The following is a 22,064-nucleotide window of genomic DNA, read 5'->3' as shown; positions in this document are numbered from 1 at the left end:
TATAGTGAAAAACACTGGCAAATCTTTTTTACACTGCGCACATCACTGCTTGAATACAACACACGTCAGCGGTCAGCCGCGATGAGGGATATGAAAATGCGCGTTATGGTCTTGGGTAGCGGCGTCATCGGTACCGCCAGTGCTTACTATCTGGCTCGTGCCGGGTTTGAAGTGGTGGTGGTGGACCGTCAGCCGGCCGCTGCCATGGAGACCAGTTTCGCCAACGCAGGCCAGGTCTCGCCAGGCTATGCCTCGCCGTGGGCCGCGCCGGGCGTGCCGCTCAAAGCCATGAAGTGGCTGTTGCAGCGCCACGCACCGCTGGCGATCAAGGCCACGGCCGACATCGACCAATACCTGTGGATGGCGCAGATGCTGCGCAACTGCACCGCCAGCCGTTACGCGGTGAACAAGGAGCGCATGGTCCGCCTGTCCGAGTACAGCCGTGACTGCCTCGACGAATTGCGCGCCGAAACCGGCATCGCCTACGAAGGCCGCAGCCTCGGCACGACCCAATTGTTCCGCACCCAGGCTCAGCTGGACGGCGCTGCGAAAGACATCGCCGTGCTCAAAGAGTCCGGCGTACCGTTCGAACTGCTCGACCGCGCCGGCATTGCCCGCGTTGAGCCAGCGCTGGCCAGCGTCACCGACATCCTCGCCGGCGCCCTGCGCCTGCCGAACGACCAGACGGGCGACTGCCAGATCTTCACCACCCGCCTGGCCGAAATGGCTGTGAAACTGGGTGTGGAATTCCGCTTCGGCCAGGACATTCAGAAACTCGACTACGCCGGTGATCGCATCAACGGTGTGTGGATCGACGGCAAGCTGGAAACCGCGGACCGCTACGTGCTGGCGCTCGGCAGCTACTCGCCGCAATTGCTCAAGCCGCTGGGGATCAAGGCGCCGGTGTACCCGCTCAAGGGTTACTCGCTGACCGTGCCGATCACCAACCCGGCGATGGCCCCGACCTCGACCATTCTCGACGAGACCTACAAGGTCGCGATCACCCGTTTCGACAACCGCATCCGCGTCGGCGGCATGGCGGAGATCGCCGGTTTTGACCTGTCGCTGAACCCGCGCCGGCGCGAAACCCTGGAGATGATCGTCAACGACCTTTATCCTCAGGGCGGCAATTTGGCCGAGGCGAGTTTCTGGACCGGTCTGCGTCCGACTACGCCGGACGGCACGCCGATCGTTGGCGCGACCCCGTTCAAGAACCTGTTCCTGAACACCGGTCACGGCACGCTCGGCTGGACCATGGCCTGTGGCTCCGGTCGCTTGCTGGCCGACCTGATGGCCAAGAAAACGCCGCAGATCAGCGCCGAAGGCCTCGATATTTCCCGTTATGGCAGCAAGACCCAGGAGTCCGCAAAACATGGCAATCCAGCGCCAGCTCACCAATGAGCGCATGAGTCAGATCGTCAGCCACAACGGCACCGTGTATCTGGCGGGGCAGGTCGGCGATGACTTTGACGCCGGGATTGAACAGCAGACCCGCGATGTCCTCGGCAATATCGAGCGTTTGCTGGATTTGGCCGGGACTGACAAGCAGCATCTGCTGTCGGCGACAATCTACCTGAACGACATCGAGGCGCACTTTGCCGGGATGAACTCGGTGTGGGACCAGTGGCTGCCCAAAGGCGCCGCACCGGCCCGAGCCACCGTCGAAGCGAAGATGGCCAAGCCGAGCATCCTGGTTGAGATCTCCATCGTAGCCGCGTTGCCGTAACCGTTTCAAAGATCCCTCTGCCGGTGCTGTTGGCGGTTCACGCCGCCAGCCAGCGCCGGTTTTTTTATTCCCATGACCGCCTAGAAGTCTGCCGCCATGCGCCCAGCCCGTGCCCTGATCGACCTTCAAGCCCTGCGTCACAACTTCCGTATCGCCCGTGAACTCACCGGGGCCAAAGCCCTCGCGGTGATCAAGGCTGATGCCTACGGCCATGGCGCGGTGCGTTGCGCCCAGGCGCTGGAAGCCGAGGCCGACGGTTTTGCCGTGGCCTGCATCGAAGAGGCGTTGGAACTGCGCGCGGCGGGTATTCGGGCGCCGGTGTTGCTGCTGGAAGGGTTCTTCGAAGCCGATGAGTTGGCGCTGATCGTCGAGCATGATTTCTGGTGCGTGGTGCATTCGCTGTGGCAGCTCGAAGCCATCGAGAAAGCCGCCCTGAGCAAGCCGATTACTGTGTGGCTCAAGCTTGATTCGGGCATGCACCGCGTCGGCCTGCACCCAAAGGATTATCAGGACGCCTATCAACGGCTGCTGGCCAGCGGCAAGGTCGCGAAAGTGGTGCTGATGAGCCACTTCGCCCGGGCCGATGAGCTGCACGAACAGGCCAGTGTCGAGCAAGTCGCCGTATTTGAAGCCGCGCGTAAAGGCTTGTCGGCGGAAGTCAGCTTGCGCAATTCGCCGGCCGTGTTGGGCTGGCCGCAGATCCCGAGTGACTGGGTTCGCCCCGGCATCATGATGTACGGCGCGACACCGTTCGAAGAAGCCAACACCGTGGCCGCACGCCTGCAACCGGTGATGACCCTCGAATCCAAAGTGATTTGCGTGCGTGAACTGCCGGCCGGCGAGCCGATTGGTTACGGCGCCAAATTCATTACGCCCAAGCCGATGCGCGTTGGCGTGGTCGCCATGGGCTATGCCGACGGTTACCCGCGTCATGCACCAACCGGCACGCCGGTCTTGGTCGCCGGGCAGCGCAGCCAGTTGATCGGCCGGGTGTCGATGGACATGCTCTGCATCGACCTGACCGATGTACCGCAAGCCGGCCTAGGTTCGACCGTCGAGTTGTGGGGTAAAAACATCCTTGCCAGCGATGTTGCGGCGGCGGCGGACACAATTCCTTATCAGATCTTCTGCAACCTGCGCCGGGTGCCACTGCTCTATTCCGAGGGCTGACAGTCAGCGGGCCACACCGAAAGTCGCCTCGCCCCACGGGATTCAGGTCCAAGTGTTGTAAATACTGAACGCTGTCGCCATGATAACGCTCAATATTCCAACAACCTGAATCCTTGGAGGCGCAAGCATTGGACGTCGGTGAACGACTGCAATCCATCCGTAAGCTCAAAGGCCTTTCGCAGCGTGAGCTCGCCAAGCGCGCGGGTGTCACCAACAGCACGATTTCGATGATCGAGAAGAACAGCGTCAGCCCCTCGATCAGTTCGCTGCGCAAAGTACTGGGCGGGATTCCCATGTCCATGGTCGAGTTCTTTTCTGAAGAAATCCTGCAGGAAAAGCCGACGCAGATCGTCTACAAAGCCAACGAGCTGATCGATATTTCCGATGGCGCCGTGACCATGAAACTGGTCGGTCGGGCACACCCGAGCCGGGCTATCGCCTTTCTCAATGAAATCTACCCGCCAGGCGCCGACACCGGTGACGAGATGCTCACCCATGAGGGCGAGGAAACCGGCATTTTGGTGGAAGGTCGACTGGAGCTGGTGGTCGGGCTGGAAACTTTTGTGCTCGAAGCCGGCGATAGCTACTACTTTGAAAGTACCAAGCCGCACCGTTTCCGAAATCCGTTCGATGCGCCGGCGCGACTAATCAGCGCAGCGACACCGGCGAATTTCTAAGTAAAGAAGGCGCCCTGCCTATCAGGTCGAGGCACCCAGGCTGTTTTTCCGTCACCGTGTAAGACCCCTTCGACTTTGGGGTTGTTTCAGTGTGGCGGGCTTACCGCTATACTTGCGCCCGCCTGCGAACCGTGGCCGTAGGCGTGACTAGCCACCATTGAGGGTGAACGCGTGAATCTAATTATGAAAATGCTGGCTGTACCAGCAACCGTATTGGCCCTATGGGCTGTCAGCGCTCAAGCTGCGACGAACGACGATATTGCCAAACGCCTTGAACCGGTCGGTCAGGTCTGTGTACAGGGCAAAGAGTGCAAGGGGATGGAAGTTGCTGCCTCTGCTGGCGGTGGCGGCGGTGCCAAGACCCCGGACGAAGTGATTGCCAAACATTGCAACGCTTGTCATGGCACTGGCCTGTTGGGCGCGCCGAAAATCGGTGATGCAGCCGCTTGGGGCGAGCGTGCCAAGAAAGAAGGTGGTGTGGACGGGCTGCTCGCGAAGGCGATCTCTGGTATCAACTCTATGCCGCCAAAAGGCACCTGCGCCGATTGTGCGGACGCCGAGCTCAAAGGCGCGATCCAGAAGATGTCCGGCCTGAAATAAGCCCGCACCTTCAGCGAAAAAACCGCTTTCGAGCGGTTTTTTTGTGCCTGCGATTTGTGCGGGAGGCTATTCATTGCAGCAAAGACCCGGCAAGCTCGGTCCAACCCCGATTCACGGAATGTAAGGGAGGATCAGATGGTGCAGCTGTGTTCTATCGAGCAAGCGGTCGATGACGTGTTGGCGCGGTTGCCGGCGCACATTCACATGGGCTTGCCCCTTGGCCTGGGCAAACCCAACCATTTCGTCAACGCGCTGTACCGGCGCATCGCGCAACTGCCGCAGCGGCAGCTGACGATCTACACCGCCCTGTGCCTGGGCCGTCCGTCATTGGGCGACGGTTTGCAGAAGCGCTTTCTCGAACCCTTCATCGAACGCGTGTTTGGCGACTACCCGGAACTGGCTTTCCTCGCCGAACTGCAACGTGACAACCTGCCGCCGAACATCCACATCCAGCAGTTCTTCATGCAGCCGGGCAGCTTGCTGCATAGCGCATCGGCCCAGCAGGATTACGTCAGCAGCAACTACAGCCATGCCGCGCGGGATATCAATGCCGCCGGTTTGAACCTGGTCGCGCAATTGGTAGCGAGCCACTCCGAACATCCCGATCGCCTGAGCCTGAGTTGCAACCCGGACATCACCCTCGACCTGTTCCCGATGATCGCCAAACGCCGGGCGGCGGGGGAGACGATCCTGTTGGTGGGTCAGGTACACAACGACTTGCCCTACATGCCGGGCGATGCGGAAATCGGCATCGACACCTTCGATTTGCTGATCGATGAAAAGGACGACAGCACATTGTTCTCGACGCCGAACATGCCGGTCGGTTTCCAGGATCACTTCATCGGCCTGCACGCCAGCACGCTGGTCCGCGACGGCGGTACGTTGCAGATCGGCATCGGCTCCATGGGCGATGCGCTGACGGCGGCGTTGCTGGCGCGGCAAGCCGACAATGGCGGTTACAAGGCTTTGCTGGCGGACGTGAATTTGAGCCAGTGGGCACAGTTGATTGACCGCGAAGGCGGTGTCGAGCCGTTCGCCAAAGGCCTGTACGGTTGCAGCGAAATGTTCGTCAACGGCTTGCTGGTGCTGGCCGATGCCGGGATCGTGCGGCGCAAGGTTTATCCCGATGTACCGACTCAACAACAGGCGAATGCCGGCACCCTCGACGAAGCCGCGCAAACCGACGGCATCTCGGTGCACGGCGGTTTCTTCCTCGGGCCGCGCAGTTTCTACGAGCGTCTGCGCGAGTTGCCGCAAAGCAAGCGTCTTGAATTCAACATGACCCGCATCAGCTACATCAACGAGCTGTACGGGCAGGAAGAGCTCAAGCGTTTGCAGCGTCTGGATGCGCGGTTCATCAACACCGTGTTCACCATGACCCTGCTCGGTGCCGGTGTGGCCGATCAGCTCGAAGACGGACGCGTGCTGAGCGGCGTGGGCGGGCAATACAACTTCGTTGCCCAGGGCCATGCGCTGGAGGGCGCGCGTTCGGTGCTGCTGCTGCGCAGCTGGCGCGAGGCGGGCGGGGAGGTCAACTCGAACATCGTCTGGCAGTACGGTCACTGCACGATCCCACGGCATTTGCGCGACATCGTGGTCACCGAATACGGCATCGCCGACTTGCGCGGCAAGACCGATGCGGCCGTCATCGAGGCGTTGCTGAACATCAGCGATTCGCGGTTCCAGTCCGGGTTGATCCAGCAGGCACAGAGCGTGGGCAAGCTGCCGAAAGACTTCCGCATCGACCCACGCTTCGCCGACAACAGCCCGGAACGATTACAGGCGATTCAGGCGCGGCATCCGAACCTGTTTCCGGAATATCCGCTGGGCTGCGATTTCACCGAGGTGGAGCGCGACGTGTTGCGGGCGCTGAACTGGCTGAAGAGCAAGTTCAAGCTGACGGAGATTCTGGAATTGGGCAAAGCAGCGCTGGATGCGCCCGAGGCATCGATGTTTCCCGAGCATCTGGAGCGGATGCAACTGATCAGCACGGACGGGTTGAAGGAAGACTTGTTCCAGCGCCTGCTACTCACCGGCCTGAAAGCCACCACACAATAACAGCCCGCCCCAAAACAACTGTGGGAGCCAGCCTGCTGGCGATGGCTGTCTGTCAGTCATGAAGATTTTGACTGACACGACGCCATCGCCAGCAGGCTGGCTCCCACAGGGGAAATGCGATGCTGCTGGCTATTCGATGAAGGTGACAACGCCATCCTTCAGCGATTGCACGCGAGCGAGGGATTCCACGCGATAACCCTGTGCATCCAGTTCGGCACGACCACCCTGGAACGACTTCTCGATCACGATCCCCAGGCCCGCCACGGTGGCGCCGGCCTGTTTGATGATCGAGATCAGCGCTTGCGAGGCCTTACCGTTGGCCAGGAAGTCATCGATGATCAGCACGCGGTCGCTGCTGGTCAGGTGGCGCGGGGAGATCGCCACGGTGCTTTCGGTCTTCTTGGTGAACGAGTAAACGGTCGCCGACAGCAGGTTTTCGGTCAGGGTCAGGGACTGTTGCTTGCGGGCGAAGATCACCGGCACGCCGAGGTTCAGACCGGTCATGATCGCCGGGGCGATGCCCGAGGCTTCGATGGTGACGATCTTGGTGATGCCCGAATCCTTGAACAGTGCGGCGAATTCGTCGCCGATCAGCTTCATCAGGGCCGGGTCGATCTGGTGGTTCAAGAAGGCGTCGACCTTCAGGACCTGATCGGAAAGCACGATGCCTTGTTCGCGGATTTTCTGGTGCAGTGCTTCCATGAAGCTTTCCTCTACTGGCGCCAAATGCGCCTAGTTTGTAAAAAGTGTTTGGTTAAAAAGTAGGCAATTCTAGCGCTTTAACATCGCGCGTATATCCGCCAATGCGGTATTTCCGCGAACGGCTTTTACTTCAACCGGCGTGTCGTCGTTGCCTTCCCACGCCAGATCGTCCGGCGGCAGCTCATCGAGGAAGCGGCTCGGCGCGCAATCGATGATCTCGCCGTACTGCTTGCGCTTGGCGGCGAAGGTGAAGGCCAGGGTCTGGCGCGCGCGGGTAATGCCGACGTAGGCCAGGCGGCGTTCTTCTTCGATGGTGTCGGCTTCGATGCTGGAACGGTGCGGGAGGATTTCCTCTTCCATGCCCATGATGAACACGTAAGGGAATTCCAGGCCTTTGGAGGCGTGCAGCGTCATCATCTGCACACCTTCAGCGCCGTCTTCCTCTTCCTGCTGACGTTCCAGCATGTCGCGCAGCACGAGTTTGCCGATGGCATCCTCGACGGTCATCTCGCCTTCTTCGTCTTTCTCCAGCGTATTTTTCAACGCCTCGATCAAGAACCAGACGTTGCCCATGCGGTAATCGGCGGCCTTGTCACTGGAGCTGTTGGTGCGCAGCCAGTTCTCGTAGTCGATGTCCATGACCATGCTGCGCAGCGCCGAGATCGGGTCTTCGCCAGAGCACTGCTCGCGCACCTTGTCCATGAAGCGCTTGAAGCGCGACAGGCGATCGGTGAAGCGCGTGTCCAGATGCTCGCCCAAACCGATTTCGTCGGTCGCGGCGTACATCGAGATTTTGCGTTCGGTGGCGTAGTTGCCAAGCTTTTCCAGGGTGGTCGAGCCGATTTCCCGGCGCGGAACGTTGATCACCCGCAGGAAGGCGTTGTCGTCGTCCGGGTTCACGATCAGGCGGAAGTAGGCCATCAGGTCTTTCACTTCCTGACGCCCGAAAAAGCTGTTGCCGCCGGACAGGCGATACGGAATCTGGTGGTGTTGCAGCTTCAGCTCGATCAGCTTGGCCTGATAGTTACCGCGATACAGGATCGCGAAATCGCTGTACGGCCGGTCAGTGCGCAGGTGCAGGGTCAGCAATTCGACGGCCACGCGCTCGGCTTCGGCGTCTTCGTTGCGGCAGCGGATCACGCGGATCTCGTCGCCGTGGCCCATCTCGCTCCACAGCTGCTTTTCGAATTCGTGCGGGTTGTTCGAGATCAGCACGTTGGCGCAACGCAGGATGCGGCTGGTGGAGCGGTAGTTCTGCTCCAGCATCACCACTTTCAAGGACGGGTAATCATCCTTGAGCAACATCAGGTTTTCCGGGCGCGCACCGCGCCAGGCGTAGATCGACTGGTCATCGTCGCCAACCACGGTGAACTGGTTGCGCGTGCCGATCAGCAGTTTCACCAGCAAATACTGGCTGGCGTTGGTGTCCTGGTATTCGTCCACCAGCAGGTAGCGGACTTTGTTCTGCCACTTTTCAAGGATGTCGGCGTGTTCCTGGAACAGCTTCACCGGCAGCAGGATCAGGTCGTCAAAGTCCACCGCGTTGAACGCCTTGAGCGTGCGCTGGTAGTGGGTGTAGACGATGGCGGCGGTCTGTTCCTTGGGGTTGCGCGCGTTTTCCAGGGCTTCGGCGGGCAGGATCAGGTCGTTTTTCCACGAGCCGATCATGTTCTTGATCTCGTCGACGCCGTCGTCGCCCGCGTATTCCTTCTGCATGATGTCGGTCATCAAGGCTTTGACGTCGGTCTCGTCAAAAATCGAGAAGCCCGGTTTGTAGCCCAGCCGCACGTGTTCCTTGCGGATGATGTTCAGCCCCAGGTTGTGGAAGGTGCACACCGTCAGGCCACGGCCTTCACCGCCCTTGAGCAGGGTGCCGACCCGTTCCTTCATCTCGCGCGCGGCCTTGTTGGTAAAGGTCATGGCGACGATGTACTGGGCGCGGATGCCGCAATTCTGGATCAGGTGCGCGATCTTTCGCGTGATCACACTGGTCTTGCCGGAGCCTGCGCCGGCGAGCACCAGAAGAGGGCCGCCGACGTAGCTCACGGCTTCTTGCTGCCGGGGATTGAGTCGGGACATACGGAATTCAGGGAGTCATTTATGAAATGGGCCGGCATTTTAACAGGCTCAGCGAATTGTGCTGCTCTGTCCGACTTGTGACGTAACACGCTTTCTCCAATTGCCGGTTTTGTTACTTTCAAGCAGGATGCGCGGTGAATGTGCGGCTAATGTTCGTATTCCTGACACAAAGTCACGTTTGACAACTGATGTCATTTGGTCATTGGTGACTGGCGCGGCATAATGCCTGCCGCCTCCATCTTTGCAGAGTCTAGGGAGCTAGCTTGTCTACGCCTGTCGAACCCTTGCGTTTGCTGCTACTGGCCGAAGAGCCAGCGTGGGCAGCGTTGTTGCGCGAGTGTCTGGCTCCGATGGGGAGCTCGGCCGTGCTCATCAGCGCGCCGAGCTGGGAGTCGGTCAGCAGTCTGTTCGATGACAACCGCAACGCGGTGTTGTTGACTGTTCCTGCACTTCAGCCGCTACCAGGCCGTTGCAGCTTGCCGACGGTGCTTTTGCTTGAACACGAGCCACTGATGCCGCCCGATGGTGTGAGTGACTGGCTGGTGCGCGACCTGCTCGATGCCGGGATGCTGCGTCGTTGCCTTCGACATGTGCGCGAGCGCGGCCTGCTGGAAAACACCCTGCAACGGCTGGCTGAGCAAGATCCGCTGACCGGCATCGCCAACCGCCAGGGTTTCCAGACCCTGCTGGCTGCGCGTCTGGCGGAAAACGACGGCCGCGGCCTGGCCCTCGGTCACCTTGACCTCGACAACTTCCGTCACGCCAACGATGCCCTTGGCCACCAGGCTGGCGACCGCTTGATCCTGCAAGTGGTCGCGCGGCTGAAAAGCCAGCTTGAGGCCGGCGATCAACTGGCGCGCCTGGGCAGCGATGAATTCGCCTTGCTGATCGATACCCGCCGCGCGCCGCAGCGCGCCGAATGGATGGCCGAGCGCATCACTGAAGCATTGGCCGAACCTTACTGGGTCGACGGCGAAAGCCTGCTGATCGGTTCCAGCCTGGGCATCGCCCACGCCCGGGCCCAGGCCGGTGCCGACCCGCTGATGTGGCACGCACACATCGCCATGCAGCAAGCCAAAAGCACCCAAGGCTGCACCTTTCACATCTTCAACGAACGCATCAACCGCAACGCCCGAAGCATGGCCGACCTTGAAAGCGAGCTGCGCCGGGCTTTGCGCCGTGACGAGCTGGAACTGCATTACCAGCCGCGCCTGAACATGGCTGACGGCCAGATCGTCGGCCTGGAAGCCCTGGTGCGCTGGCGTCATGCCGAGCGCGGCCTGCTGCCGCCGAGCGAATTCGTGCCGCTGGCCGAGCAAAGCGGTCTGATCGTGCCGCTCGGTTACTGGGTGATTTCCCGGGCGTTGCGGGACATGCAAGCCTTGCGCGAACAGGGTTTGCCGGCGCTGCACATGGCGATCAACCTGTCATTCCGGCAGTTCCAGGACAGCCAATTGCTCTCGACGCTGAGCCGGTTGATTGCCGAACGCGGCGTCGAAGCGCAGTGGCTGGAGTTCGAACTGACCGAAACCGCCGTGATGCGCCGCAGCGATCTGGTCAAGCAAACCATGGACGCCCTCGGACGTTTGGGCGTGCGCTTCTCGCTGGATGACTTCGGCACCGGGTTCTCGTCCTTCGTGCACCTCAACAGCCTGCCGATCGCCTTGCTCAAGGTCGACAAGAGCTTTGTCGGCGGTATGGAAGAACGTGAAGAGAACCGCAAACTGGTTCACGCGATGATCAACCTGGCGCACAACCTAAATCTTGAGGTGGTTGCCGAAGGGTTGGAAACAGTGGAACAGCTCGATTTGTTGCGCGGGTTTGGTTGCGATCAGGTGCAGGGGTATCTGATCAGCAAGCCGTTGCCGTTGGCGGAATTGGTTGAGTACCTGACCTACGGCAGCAGCCAACAGTCGATGATGGAAGTCGTGAACTAACCACAATCTAAATGTGGGAGCGGGCTTGCTCGCGAAGGCGGCGTGTCAGTCGATATTTTTGTTGACTGACACGCCGCCTTCGCGAGCAAGCCCGCTCCCACATGGATTTCACTCAGCCTGAGCGATCTTGAAGCCTTGGGATTGAGGCTCCTGCCGAATCATCCGTTTCATCTTCCATTCAAACGCCAACGTCAAACTCACCGCCGCGCACGCCAGCCCCAGCGCCAACCCCCACCAGACGCCCGTCGGCCCCCAGTGCAGATGGAACGCCATCCACCACGCGGCCGGTGCGCCAATCAGCCAATAGCAACCCAACCCGACCAGGAACGTGGTCTTGGCGTCCTTGAGCCCGCGTATGCAGCCCATGGCGATGGTTTGCGTGCCGTCGAACAGCTCGAACCACGCCGCCACCGCCAGCAGGCTCACAGCCAGTTCAATCACCGGGCGGAACGCCGGATCGTTGTGGTCCAGGAACAGGCCGATCAACTGATTCGGCAGGAACCAGAAGACCATCGCAAACCCCAGCATTGCCGCCGCGCCGAAGGCAATACCGACCCGACCGGCCAACCGCGCATCCAGTAACTGCCCGGCGCCGTAATGTTGGCCGATGCGCATGGTGATCGCATAAGACATCCCCGCCGGAATCATGAACGCCACCGAAACGATCTGCAGGGCGATCTGATGCGCCGCCAGTTGCGTGCTGCCCATGGTGCCCATGCACAACGCGGCGAACGCAAACAGCCCGACTTCCACCGCGTACGTGCCACCAATTGGCAGGCCAAGGCGCCACAGCTCTTTCAGGTATTGACGGTTCGGCCGCGACAGGCCCTGGCGCAACGGATAGGCGTCATACGCGGGATGCCGACGGATGTGCAGCGCCAGTGCCACCGCCATCAGGTTGGCGACAATCGCCGTCACCAGACCGATGCCGACCAGGCCCATTTTTGGCAGGCCGAACATGCCCGTGATCAACGCATAGTTGAGCAGGAAGTTGGCCACGGTGCCGCCGAGGCTGATGACCATCACCGGCGTCGCCCGGCCGATGGCGCTGGTGAAACCGCGCAACGCCATGAAGCTCAAGTAACCGGGCAGGGCGAACGGCAGGATCAGCAGAAACTGCCCGGCGGCGTGGACGTTGGTTTCGGTCTGGCCGAACAGCAGCAACACCGGTTTGAGGTTCCACAGCAGCAACCCGGCCACCAGCGCCATCAACCACGCCAGCCACAATCCGGCCTGGGTCAGTCGTGCCGCGCCGACAATGTCACCCGCGCCCTGACGAATCGCCACCAAGGTGCCGACCGCCGCAATCACGCCGATGCAGAAAATCGACACGAACGAGTACGTCGCCGCACCCAGACCGCCGCCGGCCAACGCTTCGGGGCTCAGGCGCGCCATCATCAAGGTGTCGGTGAGGACCATCAGCATGTGCGCCAACTGCGAGGCAATCAGCGGCCCCGCCAGCCGCAGGATGGCCCAGAGTTCAATACGCGCTGGATGCTTCATGGTCATCACGCTCGATTATCAAAGAGGACGGGAAAGCGTCGATTCTCGGCGCTTCACGGGGTTAACACAAAGGGATAAAAAGGATGGGTAGCATGAGTCAGACTCATGCTGGACAGATTCTGCTACGGTAGCCGGATTGCGCTATAGGAGCTTTCCTCATGTCCCGTCGTCTTCCTCCCTTGTATGCCTTGCGCGCATTTGAAGCGGCGGCGCGGCACAGCTCGTTCACCCGCGCGGCGGAAGAACTGTCGATCACTCAAAGCGCGGTGAGCCGGCATATCCGGACCCTGGAAGAGCATTTCGCCTGTCGGCTGTTTCACCGCAGCGGGCGCAACTTGCAACTGACCGAGTCGGCGCGGTTGATCCTGCCGGGCATTCGTGACGGCTTCACCGCCCTTGAGCGCGCCTGCAATACCTTGCGCGCCGAAGACGACATCCTGCGCATGAAAGCCCCGTCGACCTTGACCATGCGCTGGTTGCTGGCGCGGCTTAGCCGTTTCCGGCACCTGCAACCGGGCAATGAAGTGCAACTGACCAGCGCGTGGATGGACATCGACTCGGTGGACTTCAATCAGGAGCCGTTCGACTGCGCCGTGATCCTCAGCAGCGGGCATTTTCCGCCGGATTGGGAGGCCACGCTGCTGTTCCCCGAGGAGCTGATCCCCGTCGGCGCGCCGAATCTGCTGAACGACCAGCCATGGGACGTCGCGCGCCTGGCCAGCACCGAGCTGCTGCACCCGACACCTGATCGGCGTGATTGGCGCAGTTGGCTCGACCGCATGGGCCTGACCGATCAGGTCTCGCTCAAGGGTGGCCAGGTGTTCGACACTCTGGAGCTGGGCATGATCGCCGCCGCGCGAGGCTACGGCGTGTCCATGGGGGATTTGCTGATGGTGGCGGAGGATGTCGCGCAAGGGCGCCTGAGTCTGCCGTGGCCGACGGCGGTCGCCAGCGGTGAGAATTACTACCTGGTCTGGCCGAAAACCCGGCCCGGAGGTGAACGTTTGCGCCGCCTCAGCGATTTCCTGCTGGGTGAAGTCCGGGCCATGGATTTGCCGGTCGTCGCGCGTCTGAGCTGAATCGATAGAGCCCTCGCAGTAGAGGCCTTGAGCCATATCCCCGTTAATTACTCAAGTATTCAGTTTTGCCGCCGAATATCTGCAGGTGGAACCTTCGTGCAGGTTCGACGCTTTTCCCCATTATCTGGAAAATTTTGCTGAGTGTTCAGCCCGATCAAGCAGGATCAGGTCGCTCGGCCAGGAGCTGTCATGTCTCAACCCCGTGCCCGGATCGCCTCACAGCTTGGTCTTGCGCTTGCCGTGATTCTGGCGATTGTCATCACTGGCAGTACCGTGTTCGCCCTGCGTTCGCTGGACACTGCCAACCTCGCCACCCGCGAAGAGCACCTGGCCAGTGAAGCCCGGTTGCTGGCCGATCAGTTGAGCACCTTTCACGGCACCCTGCGTGAAAGCACCCAGCGTCTGGCCGGTCTGTTCGAGAAGCGCTTCAGCGCCGGTCTGAGCGTGCACCCGGATGAGCCGGTGGCCGTGGCAGGCACGCAGACCCCGGGATTGCACCTGGGCAGCGAAGTGTTGAACAACAACTTCAAGGAAGTCGACGAGTTCAAGCAAATGACCGCCGGCGTGGCGACGTTGTTTGTGCGCAGCGGCGAAGACTTCATCCGGGTCAGCACCTCCCTGACCAAACAGGACGGCAACCGCGCCATCGGCACGCTGCTCGATCACGCTCACCCGGCGTACGCACGCTTGATGGCGGGGCAGAGCTATGTCGGTCGCGCCTTGCTGTTTGATCGCTCCTACATGACGCAATACACCCCCGTGCGCGACAGCAGCGGCAAGGTGATTGCCGTGCTGTTCGTAGGGTTCGATTACACCGACGCGCAGAACGCGCAGTTCGAGAACCTCAAGCGCTTCCGTATCGGCCAGACCGGCTCCTTGGCGTTGCTCGATGAGCAAAGCAAATGGCTAGTGCCGATTGCCGGTGTGCAAGCACTGGATCAAGCCGTCCCGGCCATCGTCGGGCTGGCGAAGACACCGGGCAAAGGCCAGTTCTGGAGCGACAAATCCGAGGATTTCTACAGCGTGTCCGTGCCGTTCGATGGCGGCCCATGGTCGGTCGTGGCGAGCATGCCAAAAGCTGAAATCAACGCGGTGACCTGGAGCGTCGGCATTCAATTGGCCATCGGCAGTCTGCTGGCGATGTTGATCGCGGTCGGTTCGGCTGTCTGGTTGCTGCGTAGCAAACTCGCGCCGCTGGGTGATCTGGTGCGTCAGGCCGAAGCCTTGGGCGCCGGTGATTTGAGCGTGCGCCTGAACGTGGCGAGCAATGACGAGATCGGTCAACTGGCCCGCGCGTTCAACCAGATGAGCCAGGCCCTGTCGACCATGGTCGAGCACATCCGCAAGGCCTCGGCCGAGGTCAACAGCCGTGCCCAGGCCTTGTCCGGTCTGTCCGGTGGCGCCTATGAAGGGATGGAGCAGCAGTCCGGCGAGATCACCAGCATGGCCGGCGCCGTGGAAGAGTTCAGCGCCACGTCCCTGAACATCGCCGACAACATGGGCAACACCCAGCGTCTGGCCCAGGAAAACGCCCAGCAAACCCAGATCGGTCGTACCTCGATGGACGAAGCGTCGGCATCGCTGGAACAAATCGCCGGCGCGCTGAACAGCACCGCGACGGTGATCAATACCTTGGGTCAGCGTTCCCAGGAAATCGGCGGCATCGTCGGCGTGATTACCGCGATTGCCGAGCAGACCAACCTGCTGGCGCTGAACGCCGCCATCGAAGCGGCCCGCGCCGGTGAGCAGGGTCGAGGCTTTGCAGTGGTGGCCGATGAGGTGCGTAACCTGGCGTCGCGCACTCGTCAGGCTACCGACGAAATTTCCGGGATGATCAGCAGCATCCAGCAGGAAACCGGCAACGCCATCAGCACCATGGAACAGGGCAATGTGTTGATGCAGGAAGGCCTGTCGCGTAACGCCAATGTGGCCTCGGCGCTGGCGCGGATCGATGAGCAGAGCCGTTCGGCCGGTCAGCAGTTTGCGGCGATTACCACAGCGACCCAAGAGCAAAGCAGCACCGCGACGTTGCTCAGCAGCAACCTGCAGAGTATTGCGTTGGCCAACAGTGAGCAGCGTGAGGTGGTGTCGAACCTGGCCGTTACTGCTAAAGAACTGGAGAGCCTGGCGGCGGACTTGCGTCAGGAGGTTGACCGGTTTCGTTGAGGTGCATTTGAAATAGCTTTCGCGAGCAAGCCCGCTCCCACAGGGTTATGTGTCGTTCCGATCTTTTGTGAACGACACAAAACCTGTGGGAGCGTGGCTTGCCCGCGATGGGCTCACCTCAATATTCAAGCCGAGTGACTAGTCGCACTTGGCATTGCTCGACACTTCCTTGGTCGCCTGTTTCAGCTGGCTACCCAGCTCAGCCGCATTGGTGCTGCTGTAAACCCGGCCACCGGTGTTTTCAGCGATGCAGCGTGACGGACCACCGGCACCGATTTTCACCACGTTGACCCGCAGGCGTGGTTGTTCCCTGGCGATTCGGCGGGACACCGCGCAAGCGTCTTTCTGGCAACCGTCCTCACCGTCGACAAACATCACGATCACCGCATCGTTATTGCGCCCGTCGACCGTGCTCGCCGCGTAGGCCAGGCTGTCGGCCAGCGGTGTGCCGTCGTTGGGCACCAGGCCGCGAATCCCGTTGATCAAGCGTTGGCGGTCGCCAAACCGGAACACACCCTGGTCCGGTGTTCTTTCGCAACCGGCGAAGGTGATCAGGCGTGTGTCGATCTTCGGATCGAGCCCGTTGATCATGCCGGCTAGCGAGTCCTTGGCGACGTCCATGCGGCTGGGTTTAGCGAAGATCGCCCGGGTGCGGTTCACGTCCAGGTACTTGTTCATCTCATTGCCGAAGAACCAGTCCTCATCGGATTTCACCGACCTGATGTTCAAGTCCATCGAGCCCGAGGTGTCGAGTACCACCACAAATTGCGGGGGCACGGCATCCGGCGCTTTTTTACGGCACGCGTAGTTGTCCAGCGTCGGGGCTGGAGGTGGCGGCGGTGGTGGGGGTGGCGGTGGCGGCGCGGCCGGTTTTGGTGGTGGGACCGGCTTGGGCGGCGGCACTGGTTTGGGTTCGGGCACCGGCTCTGGTTCCGGAACAGGTTCCGGTTCCACAACAGGCTCGGGAACGGGCTCTACCGGTTTCTCAACCGGTTTCTCGACCGGCGTCACCACGGGCGCGACCGGCGCAACCGGTGGCACCACGACCACCGGCTCACGGTGCAGGAACCACCAGAGCCACAGCGCCAGCAGCAGCAACAGCAACGCAAGCAAGGCCGCCGCGATCCACCAGCCACGACGCGATGGTGGAACCACCGGCACCACTGGAACCACCGGCGGCACGATCGGCTTGGGCGGACGCTGATGCCAGCGCACCACCAACGGCTCACCGTTGAGGCTGTAGAGTTTGTCCAGCTCCGGCGTGCCGAGCAGGCTGCGCAGGCCTTCGGCTTCCGTCGGTTGACCGCGTCGTTGCAGTTCGTCCGCCAGCTGTCCGAGGGACGTCTGACGCACTTCATAGGTTTGCAGCAAACGTCGTTGCGCGTCCTCGTTGAGGTCGGCGTAGGGCGTGGGTTGGCCACCCAGTTCGGTCCACCATTCCAGCACGTCGCCGCTGCCCATCCGCGGGATGGCAAACAGGCTGGCGACGGTCGGCGGAAAGTGTTTCTGGATGAGGGCGACTTTGGCTTGCAGCGCACTCATCCCCTCCGGTGTGGCTTGCGCATCCCTGATGACCCGCTGCATGACGACGATTCCTGAAAAAGTGCAGGCCTCCATAGGGAGGCCAGCGGGGTGAAAAGTTACTCTTCGTAGCCGAGGCTGAATTGCAGCTGATTGACCTTCTTCTGCAACGCCTTCAGCTCTTGCTGCTTGGCCGCCAGGGTCGCAGGCGTTGATTTGGTCACTGGCGCCGCTTGCGAAGCCTTGAGCTGCTGCTCTAGGCCGGCAATCTGCTTCTGTACCGAGCTTTCATTGGCATGCCGGGTCTTGAGCGAGCTCAGCAGTTGCCCCAGCGATTGATTCAGCGCCGCCTGGGCTTTCTGCTGGCTGGCCAGGTCGGTCTTGGTGCTCAGCTGCTGGGCCTGAATGTTCTCGTACACCTGACGGAACATCGCGTTTTGTTGACGGGACTCGCTCAGGGCCAGTTCCTTCTGCTTGACCTGATCGCTGTAACCACCGGAGTAGTCGCAGTTCATCTTGGTCAGCATGCTGCTGTCGCGATTGGTCGCATCGCATTCGCCCGGCTTGGTCGCGCAACCGCTCAAGGCCAGGGCGGCGGTGAGGACCGCCAATTGTCGTAGCGTCATGTGCTTAGCCCAGGGTGATGGCGGAGCGTTGGCTGTACAGACCGTCGACTTCCTTCTGCAGGGCGGCGACTTTCTGGTTCAGTTTCATGATGTTCATGTCCACCTGCTTGATCTCTGCACCGGAAGCGCCTTGTGCACGCTCGGCGTCTGCCACTTTGGTGTACTCGGTGACTTTGGTGCGCATGTTGCCGAGGTCTTTGCGCAGGCGCGCGATGTTCGAATCAATCTCGGCGATTTGCACCTGGGCCTTGGCCTTGTCGACTTTCTTGTTGGCGATGTCCTTTTTGATCTGGGCGATTTGCGCCTGGTCGTCATTGATCACTTGCTGAGCGGTCGCGGTACGGGCGATCACGTTCTGCGTGTCTTGTTCGACGTCGCTGTTCATTTTAGCCAGGCGGGTGGTGGTGTCGGCGTATTCGCTGCGACGCTGATCCAGATAGTAGTTCGCGCCCATGGCCACGCCACATGCAGTAATACCGGCGGCGACGGCGCACACGGCTTTGTTGCTGCTGTTGGACAGCGCGCAGGCGAGGATGCCGACACCGGCGCCCATGGCGCAGGCCTGGTAGCCGGACTTGCTGAAGAACTCTGCGTCCTGGCCCTGAGTCAGGCGCGGGTCGGCCCCACCGCTTTCGCCGAGCATGGAGCTACCGGTGTTGGCGCAACCGCTCAGCAGCAGGCTGCCGGCCAGTACGAAAGCGATCTGTAGCTTGAAGCGAGTCCAAAGGCTGCGCGACATGGTGAAACTCCTAGGTGACGGTGTTGACGTGTTGTTATTGGGTAACGGCTTTGCAGCTGCTCAGCCAGGCTTCAGTGTCAATTTTCTGCTTTTGCAGGAACGCTTTCTGATTGGCCCAGTGGGTGCGCAAGTAAGGTTTCAGGTCTTGCAGCTGTTTGTTGCGGGTGATGATTTCTTCCATCACCGGGACCTGTGTTTCAAGCAGTGGCTGGCCGTACAAGGTCGCCGATTCCACCAGGCTGCTGGCGTAGTAACGGCTGAGTTTGTGCAAGCGATCCTTCTGCTCGTCGAGCTTGGTCTTACGCATGTCGCAGCTCGCGTCTTTGTCCGCGCTTTCGCAATTGAGCTTGTAGTTCTTTTGCAGGAAGTCCACGTACTGGCCGTCGTCGAGCATCTTGGTGCACAAGAATGCGCCCAGATTGAGGCTGGCGCGAATCGCCTGGTCGCGGGTTTCTTCCTGCTGCTGGTTGCTGGCGCGCAACTGGTTCTCCAGGCCCTTGAGTTTTTCCTTGAGCGCTTTGTCTTCGACGCCCGAAGCCAGATTGTTCAAGGATTGCACCGTGCCTTTGTCGGCGGACTCGGTTTCCTTGCTGCCGGTGCCGAGTTTCTTCCAGCTGTTTTCGATGCTGGCGACCCGTTCGCGAGACGTCAGGGTCGGTGAGACCATGACCAGGCGCATGCCCGTGGTTTTGTTCTTCACCTGGCCTTCGGCGTTGTAATACGGCTCTTCCTTGCGCAACGCGGTGCGCAGGTCGGCCTGAGCGGTCAGGTAATTGCCGCCACGTACCACGTAGCCGCCGGCCTGACCGTGCTGGCGGTCGAGTTTGTTCAGGCGAAACGGCTCGAACATCATTTCGTCGACGTTGCCGAGCATATCGTGCAGACCCAGCGGATTGGGCTTTTGCAGACCGGACAACTGGACTTTGCCATTGGACGATTGCGCCCCGGCGAACCATTCGTAGGCATTGATGCCGTCCGGCATCGGGTAGTGCGTATCGCGAAATTCAGCGGCGCTGACTTCCAGCCCGCCGCGTGCGGCGAACTCCCACTCGACTTCAGTCGGCAGGCGCAAGAAGCCCTGCGCGCCGTCTTCCTTGGGCAACTTGTCGGCCGCGTTTTTACGCAGCCACAGGTTGTACTTGTCGGCGGCTTCGATGGCTTGCACCCAGCTCACGGCCGTTTGCGGCACGCGCAGTTTGGTGGCGGCGGTGGGGCAGGTGGCTTCGGTCAGCGCGGCGTATTGCAGCTGACTCATCTCGTACTTGGCCATCAGGTAATAGCGGGATTTGTCGTTCTTGCCGCCCGTGAAGCTACCGGCGATGAACGTCGGTCGAGTCTGCTCGACGTAGCCATATTCCGCGCCGTCCTGACCGATGTTGATCGGGTAGTCGTCGAGCGGCCCGGCGACCGGGATGAACACCTTGCGAAACACCATCGAGCCTTCGCAGGGCATCGGCAGCACCACGTCGGCGGCGTCCGGCATCGGGTTGTAAAACTTCTCTTCCCAGCCCGCCGCCGAGGCGTCGAGCAAATAGCCGAGGCTCAGGGGGAACAGCAAGCCAAAACGTTTATAGCTCACGCAGACTCTCCGCAGGTTGGATGTTGATGGCTCGCAGGGCGCCGATCACGGCCACCAATGCGGCGACCAGAAAGGTCAGGAGCAGGGCGGCCACGCCATGCCAGACGGTAATGTGGCAAACGAAGGTGCCGGTGGCCTGGCTGCTGCCCAGCAAGTAATCGAACAAATGGCTGCCGACAGCATAAAACCCCAGCCCGCCGATGTAACCGGCCAGGCTCAGTATCAGTGCTTGCAGGACCACAAAACCGCCGACGGCCCGACGCTTGAACCCCAGCAGACGTAGAACCGCCAGGCTTTTACGCTTGCGGTCGATGTTGGCCAGGAACGCGCCAACCATCGACGCCACGCAGCCGATCAGCGCCGCCACGGCGATCACGCCGAAGATCAGTCCCAGCACGTGGTTGATGGCTTTGACGTTGTCGATGTCGGCCAGCCGGCTCGAGGTTTCGATGTGTTGTTCGTTGAGCCAGTGCTCCAGCGGTGCGACCTGATCGATGTCGCGTGCATACACGCGGGCGCGGGCGTACAGCGGTTGCAGATTGCCCAGCGGCTTGCCGGTGGAGAGGCCGAACGTGCTGACCTGAAAACCGTCGCGAAAGTGCTCCAGATCCAGCAGCAGCGGCGGGGCGACAAACCCGGCTGCACGCCCGAACCGGGCGCCGTCGAGCACCGCCAGTACCGTCAGCGACATCTCGCCGCGTTCATTGACCCCTTCCAGGCGTCGCAACGCCCGCAGTTGCACGCTGTCACCGACCTTGGCCTGCAAGCGTTGCGCGGCGCTGGCGCTGAGGATCACTTGATTGCCGACCGGACTAAGCGACGACAGGTTGAGCTGTGGATCACCCGGCTCGGTGGCGATGATTTCCGCACCTTCGACAAACCGCTGCATGCCGATCAGCAGGTCTGCCTGGGTATTGAGCGAGCGGGTCTGGCCGAGGGCAAAACCGGTTTCGGGGCGCAGGCGCAAACGCTCGATCCAGGCCGTGTCGTAGTTGCCGTTGCTGAGCATCTTCACTTCAAGGTTGCGCGGGTCGCGCAGCAGCTCGTCCTGCAACTGGCTGACCACCCCGTGCTTGAGCCCGAACAGCAGCAACAGCGGCGCAATCACCGCCACCAGGGACGCGGCGATGCACAGCGAGACCTTGCGGTCGTGCCAGAGGTCTTGCAGCGCCAGTGAGGTCAGCAGGCGCAAGCGGTCAGTCCATCGGTTCAAACAGTGTTTCTCCCTGACGGCTGATAGCGCCGAGTCGCGGCAAGCCGAAATCCTTCAGCAAGGCCCAGTCATGGGACACCACGAGCGCACTTAAACCCATGCTCGACACCAGGCTCAGCAGCAACTCGAACAAACGCCGGGCGCTGAGCGGGTCGAGCGCGGCGGTCGGCTCGTCGGCCAACAGCAACAGCGGTTCATGGGCAATCGCGCGAACGCAGGCCACGCGCTGGCGTTCGCCGATGGACAAGGCCTGCGGTTGTTTATCCAGCAACCCTTGCAGGCGCAACACGTCAACGGCGTGGTCGATGTGCTCGCTCTTCGCCGACATCCCGAGCAATCGGCGCGGCAGGCTGATGTTGTCGCGCACACTCAGGAACGGCAGCAAGCCGCCGCTCTGCAAAATGAAGCCCAAGTGCCGTGAACGCACCGCGGCGAGCGCGGGTTGGTCGTCGGTCGCCAGCAGTTGGGCGATATCCTGAGCGTGCGTCGGGCCCAGCCTAAAGCGCTCGAGTTCCACCGGCGCGAGCAACAGGCCGATGGCTTCGAGCAACGTGCTTTTGCCGCTGCCGCTCTCGCCGGTGATGGCGAGGATTTCCCCGGCACCGACCTGCAAGTTCGGCAGACGCACATGATGAGCCTGTGCGCCTTCACCACGGCGCACCAGCAGGTTCTTGATATCGAGCATCAGC

General features: G+C 61.2%; 18 protein-coding genes. 9 read left to right on the top strand and 9 right to left on the bottom strand.

Annotated features, from left to right (window positions below):
* The first annotated feature begins 96 nt into the window (after positions 1-96).
* From dadA to BK660_RS20920, 6 genes are all read left to right on the top strand, one after another.
* On the top strand, positions 97-1,401 hold the full coding sequence (dadA, locus tag BK660_RS20945; RefSeq protein ID WP_123434921.1) for a D-amino acid dehydrogenase: 1,305 nt from the start codon (positions 97-99) through the stop codon (positions 1,399-1,401).
* Complete coding sequence (locus tag BK660_RS20940) at positions 1,373-1,726, top strand: RidA family protein (protein ID WP_123434905.1); 354 nt, start codon at positions 1,373-1,375, stop codon at positions 1,724-1,726. The genes dadA and BK660_RS20940 overlap by 29 nt, the downstream gene beginning before the upstream one ends.
* Before the next feature lie 96 nt (positions 1,727-1,822).
* A complete protein-coding gene (gene alr / locus BK660_RS20935; RefSeq protein ID WP_123434904.1) occupies positions 1,823-2,896 on the top strand; it encodes an alanine racemase in 1,074 nt (357 codons plus the stop codon).
* Positions 2,897-3,024: 128 nt separating this feature from the next.
* Positions 3,025-3,573, top strand: coding sequence for a cupin domain-containing protein (locus tag BK660_RS20930; protein WP_007947433.1), 549 nt, complete (start codon positions 3,025-3,027; stop codon positions 3,571-3,573).
* Between the two features lie 183 nt (positions 3,574-3,756).
* Positions 3,757-4,173: a c-type cytochrome gene (locus tag BK660_RS20925; RefSeq protein ID WP_123434903.1), complete on the top strand. Its 417-nt coding sequence runs from the start codon at positions 3,757-3,759 to the stop codon at positions 4,171-4,173.
* A 135-nt stretch (positions 4,174-4,308) separates the two neighbouring features.
* The gene (locus BK660_RS20920; RefSeq protein ID WP_123434902.1) at positions 4,309-6,231 is read left to right on the top strand and encodes an acetyl-CoA hydrolase/transferase C-terminal domain-containing protein; all 1,923 of its coding nucleotides are present in this window, start codon (positions 4,309-4,311) and stop codon (positions 6,229-6,231) included.
* 129 nt (positions 6,232-6,360) lie between these two features.
* Here BK660_RS20920 and BK660_RS20915 read toward each other — a convergent pair whose 3' ends face one another.
* Together BK660_RS20915 and rep are read right to left on the bottom strand one after the other, a co-directional pair.
* Positions 6,361-6,933, bottom strand: coding sequence for a xanthine phosphoribosyltransferase (locus BK660_RS20915; RefSeq protein ID WP_123434901.1), 573 nt, complete (start codon positions 6,931-6,933; stop codon positions 6,361-6,363).
* Positions 6,934-7,002: 69 nt separating this feature from the next.
* Entirely contained in the window at positions 7,003-9,012 is a 2,010-nt protein-coding gene (rep, locus tag BK660_RS20910; RefSeq protein WP_027926371.1) for a DNA helicase Rep, read from the bottom strand.
* Between the two features lie 263 nt (positions 9,013-9,275).
* Between rep and BK660_RS20905 the strand changes: the two genes are divergently transcribed.
* On the top strand, positions 9,276-10,949 hold the full coding sequence (locus BK660_RS20905) for a putative bifunctional diguanylate cyclase/phosphodiesterase (protein ID WP_123434900.1): 1,674 nt from the start codon (positions 9,276-9,278) through the stop codon (positions 10,947-10,949).
* 108 nt (positions 10,950-11,057) lie between these two features.
* Here the strand turns inward: BK660_RS20905 and BK660_RS20900 are convergent, their stop codons facing one another.
* The gene (locus tag BK660_RS20900; protein WP_123434920.1) at positions 11,058-12,452 is read right to left on the bottom strand and encodes a NorM family multidrug efflux MATE transporter; all 1,395 of its coding nucleotides are present in this window, start codon (positions 12,450-12,452) and stop codon (positions 11,058-11,060) included.
* Positions 12,453-12,610: 158 nt separating this feature from the next.
* Here BK660_RS20900 and BK660_RS20895 point away from each other — a divergent pair, with 158 nt between their 5' ends.
* The gene (locus tag BK660_RS20895; RefSeq protein ID WP_123434899.1) at positions 12,611-13,531 is read left to right on the top strand and encodes a LysR substrate-binding domain-containing protein; all 921 of its coding nucleotides are present in this window, start codon (positions 12,611-12,613) and stop codon (positions 13,529-13,531) included.
* Between the two features lie 189 nt (positions 13,532-13,720).
* Positions 13,721-15,697 carry a methyl-accepting chemotaxis protein gene (locus BK660_RS20885; protein WP_123434898.1) on the top strand — a complete coding sequence of 659 codons (1,977 nt, stop codon included), beginning with the start codon at positions 13,721-13,723 and terminating at the stop codon, positions 15,695-15,697.
* Positions 15,698-15,835: 138 nt separating this feature from the next.
* Here BK660_RS20885 and BK660_RS20880 read toward each other — a convergent pair whose 3' ends face one another.
* Genes BK660_RS20880 through BK660_RS20855 form a run of 6 tightly spaced genes read right to left on the bottom strand, consistent with a single transcriptional unit; the run spans position 15,836 to position 22,060 of the window.
* A complete protein-coding gene (locus tag BK660_RS20880) occupies positions 15,836-17,281 on the bottom strand; it encodes a vWA domain-containing protein (protein WP_123434897.1) in 1,446 nt (481 codons plus the stop codon).
* A gap of 56 nt (positions 17,282-17,337) precedes the next feature.
* The gene (locus BK660_RS20875; RefSeq protein WP_123434896.1) at positions 17,338-17,844 is read right to left on the bottom strand and encodes a hypothetical protein; all 507 of its coding nucleotides are present in this window, start codon (positions 17,842-17,844) and stop codon (positions 17,338-17,340) included.
* A gap of 4 nt (positions 17,845-17,848) precedes the next feature.
* A complete protein-coding gene (locus BK660_RS20870; protein ID WP_123434895.1) occupies positions 17,849-18,583 on the bottom strand; it encodes a hypothetical protein in 735 nt (244 codons plus the stop codon).
* Positions 18,584-18,617: 34 nt separating this feature from the next.
* Positions 18,618-20,162 (bottom strand): SUMF1/EgtB/PvdO family nonheme iron enzyme, encoded by a 1,545-nt coding sequence (locus BK660_RS20865; protein WP_185045154.1) that lies wholly within the window; start codon positions 20,160-20,162, stop codon positions 18,618-18,620.
* Entirely contained in the window at positions 20,152-21,375 is a 1,224-nt protein-coding gene (locus BK660_RS20860) for an ABC transporter permease (protein WP_123434894.1), read from the bottom strand. Before BK660_RS20860 ends, BK660_RS20865 begins: the two co-directional genes overlap by 11 nt.
* On the bottom strand, positions 21,359-22,060 hold the full coding sequence (locus BK660_RS20855) for an ABC transporter ATP-binding protein (RefSeq protein WP_123434893.1): 702 nt from the start codon (positions 22,058-22,060) through the stop codon (positions 21,359-21,361). The genes BK660_RS20860 and BK660_RS20855 overlap by 17 nt, the downstream gene beginning before the upstream one ends.
* Between the last annotated feature and the right edge of the window lie 4 nt (positions 22,061-22,064).

Origin of the sequence: Pseudomonas brassicacearum, from assembly GCF_003732265.1 — a bacterium.
GTDB classification, from domain to species: Bacteria; Pseudomonadota; Gammaproteobacteria; order Pseudomonadales; family Pseudomonadaceae; genus Aquipseudomonas; species Aquipseudomonas brassicacearum_D.
This window is presented reverse-complemented; position numbering and strand designations above follow the sequence as displayed.

Coding starts and splice junctions, on each gene's coding strand:
- rep (WP_027926371.1), bottom strand. CDS start 9,012: ATGTCCCGACTCAATCCCCGGCAGCAAGAAGCCGTGAGCTACGTCGGC.
- BK660_RS20870 (WP_123434895.1), bottom strand. CDS start 18,583: ATGTCGCGCAGCCTTTGGACTCGCTTCAAGCTACAGATCGCTTTCGTA.
- BK660_RS20880 (WP_123434897.1), bottom strand. CDS start 17,281: ATGCAGCGGGTCATCAGGGATGCGCAAGCCACACCGGAGGGGATGAGT.
- BK660_RS20915 (WP_123434901.1), bottom strand. CDS start 6,933: ATGGAAGCACTGCACCAGAAAATCCGCGAACAAGGCATCGTGCTTTCC.
- BK660_RS20920 (WP_123434902.1), top strand. CDS start 4,309: ATGGTGCAGCTGTGTTCTATCGAGCAAGCGGTCGATGACGTGTTGGCG.
- BK660_RS20895 (WP_123434899.1), top strand. CDS start 12,611: ATGTCCCGTCGTCTTCCTCCCTTGTATGCCTTGCGCGCATTTGAAGCG.
- BK660_RS20875 (WP_123434896.1), bottom strand. CDS start 17,844: ATGACGCTACGACAATTGGCGGTCCTCACCGCCGCCCTGGCCTTGAGC.
- BK660_RS20885 (WP_123434898.1), top strand. CDS start 13,721: ATGTCTCAACCCCGTGCCCGGATCGCCTCACAGCTTGGTCTTGCGCTT.
- dadA (WP_123434921.1), top strand. CDS start 97: ATGCGCGTTATGGTCTTGGGTAGCGGCGTCATCGGTACCGCCAGTGCT.
- BK660_RS20900 (WP_123434920.1), bottom strand. CDS start 12,452: ATGAAGCATCCAGCGCGTATTGAACTCTGGGCCATCCTGCGGCTGGCG.
- alr (WP_123434904.1), top strand. CDS start 1,823: ATGCGCCCAGCCCGTGCCCTGATCGACCTTCAAGCCCTGCGTCACAAC.
- BK660_RS20855 (WP_123434893.1), bottom strand. CDS start 22,060: ATGCTCGATATCAAGAACCTGCTGGTGCGCCGTGGTGAAGGCGCACAG.
- BK660_RS20940 (WP_123434905.1), top strand. CDS start 1,373: ATGGCAATCCAGCGCCAGCTCACCAATGAGCGCATGAGTCAGATCGTC.
- BK660_RS20925 (WP_123434903.1), top strand. CDS start 3,757: ATGAAAATGCTGGCTGTACCAGCAACCGTATTGGCCCTATGGGCTGTC.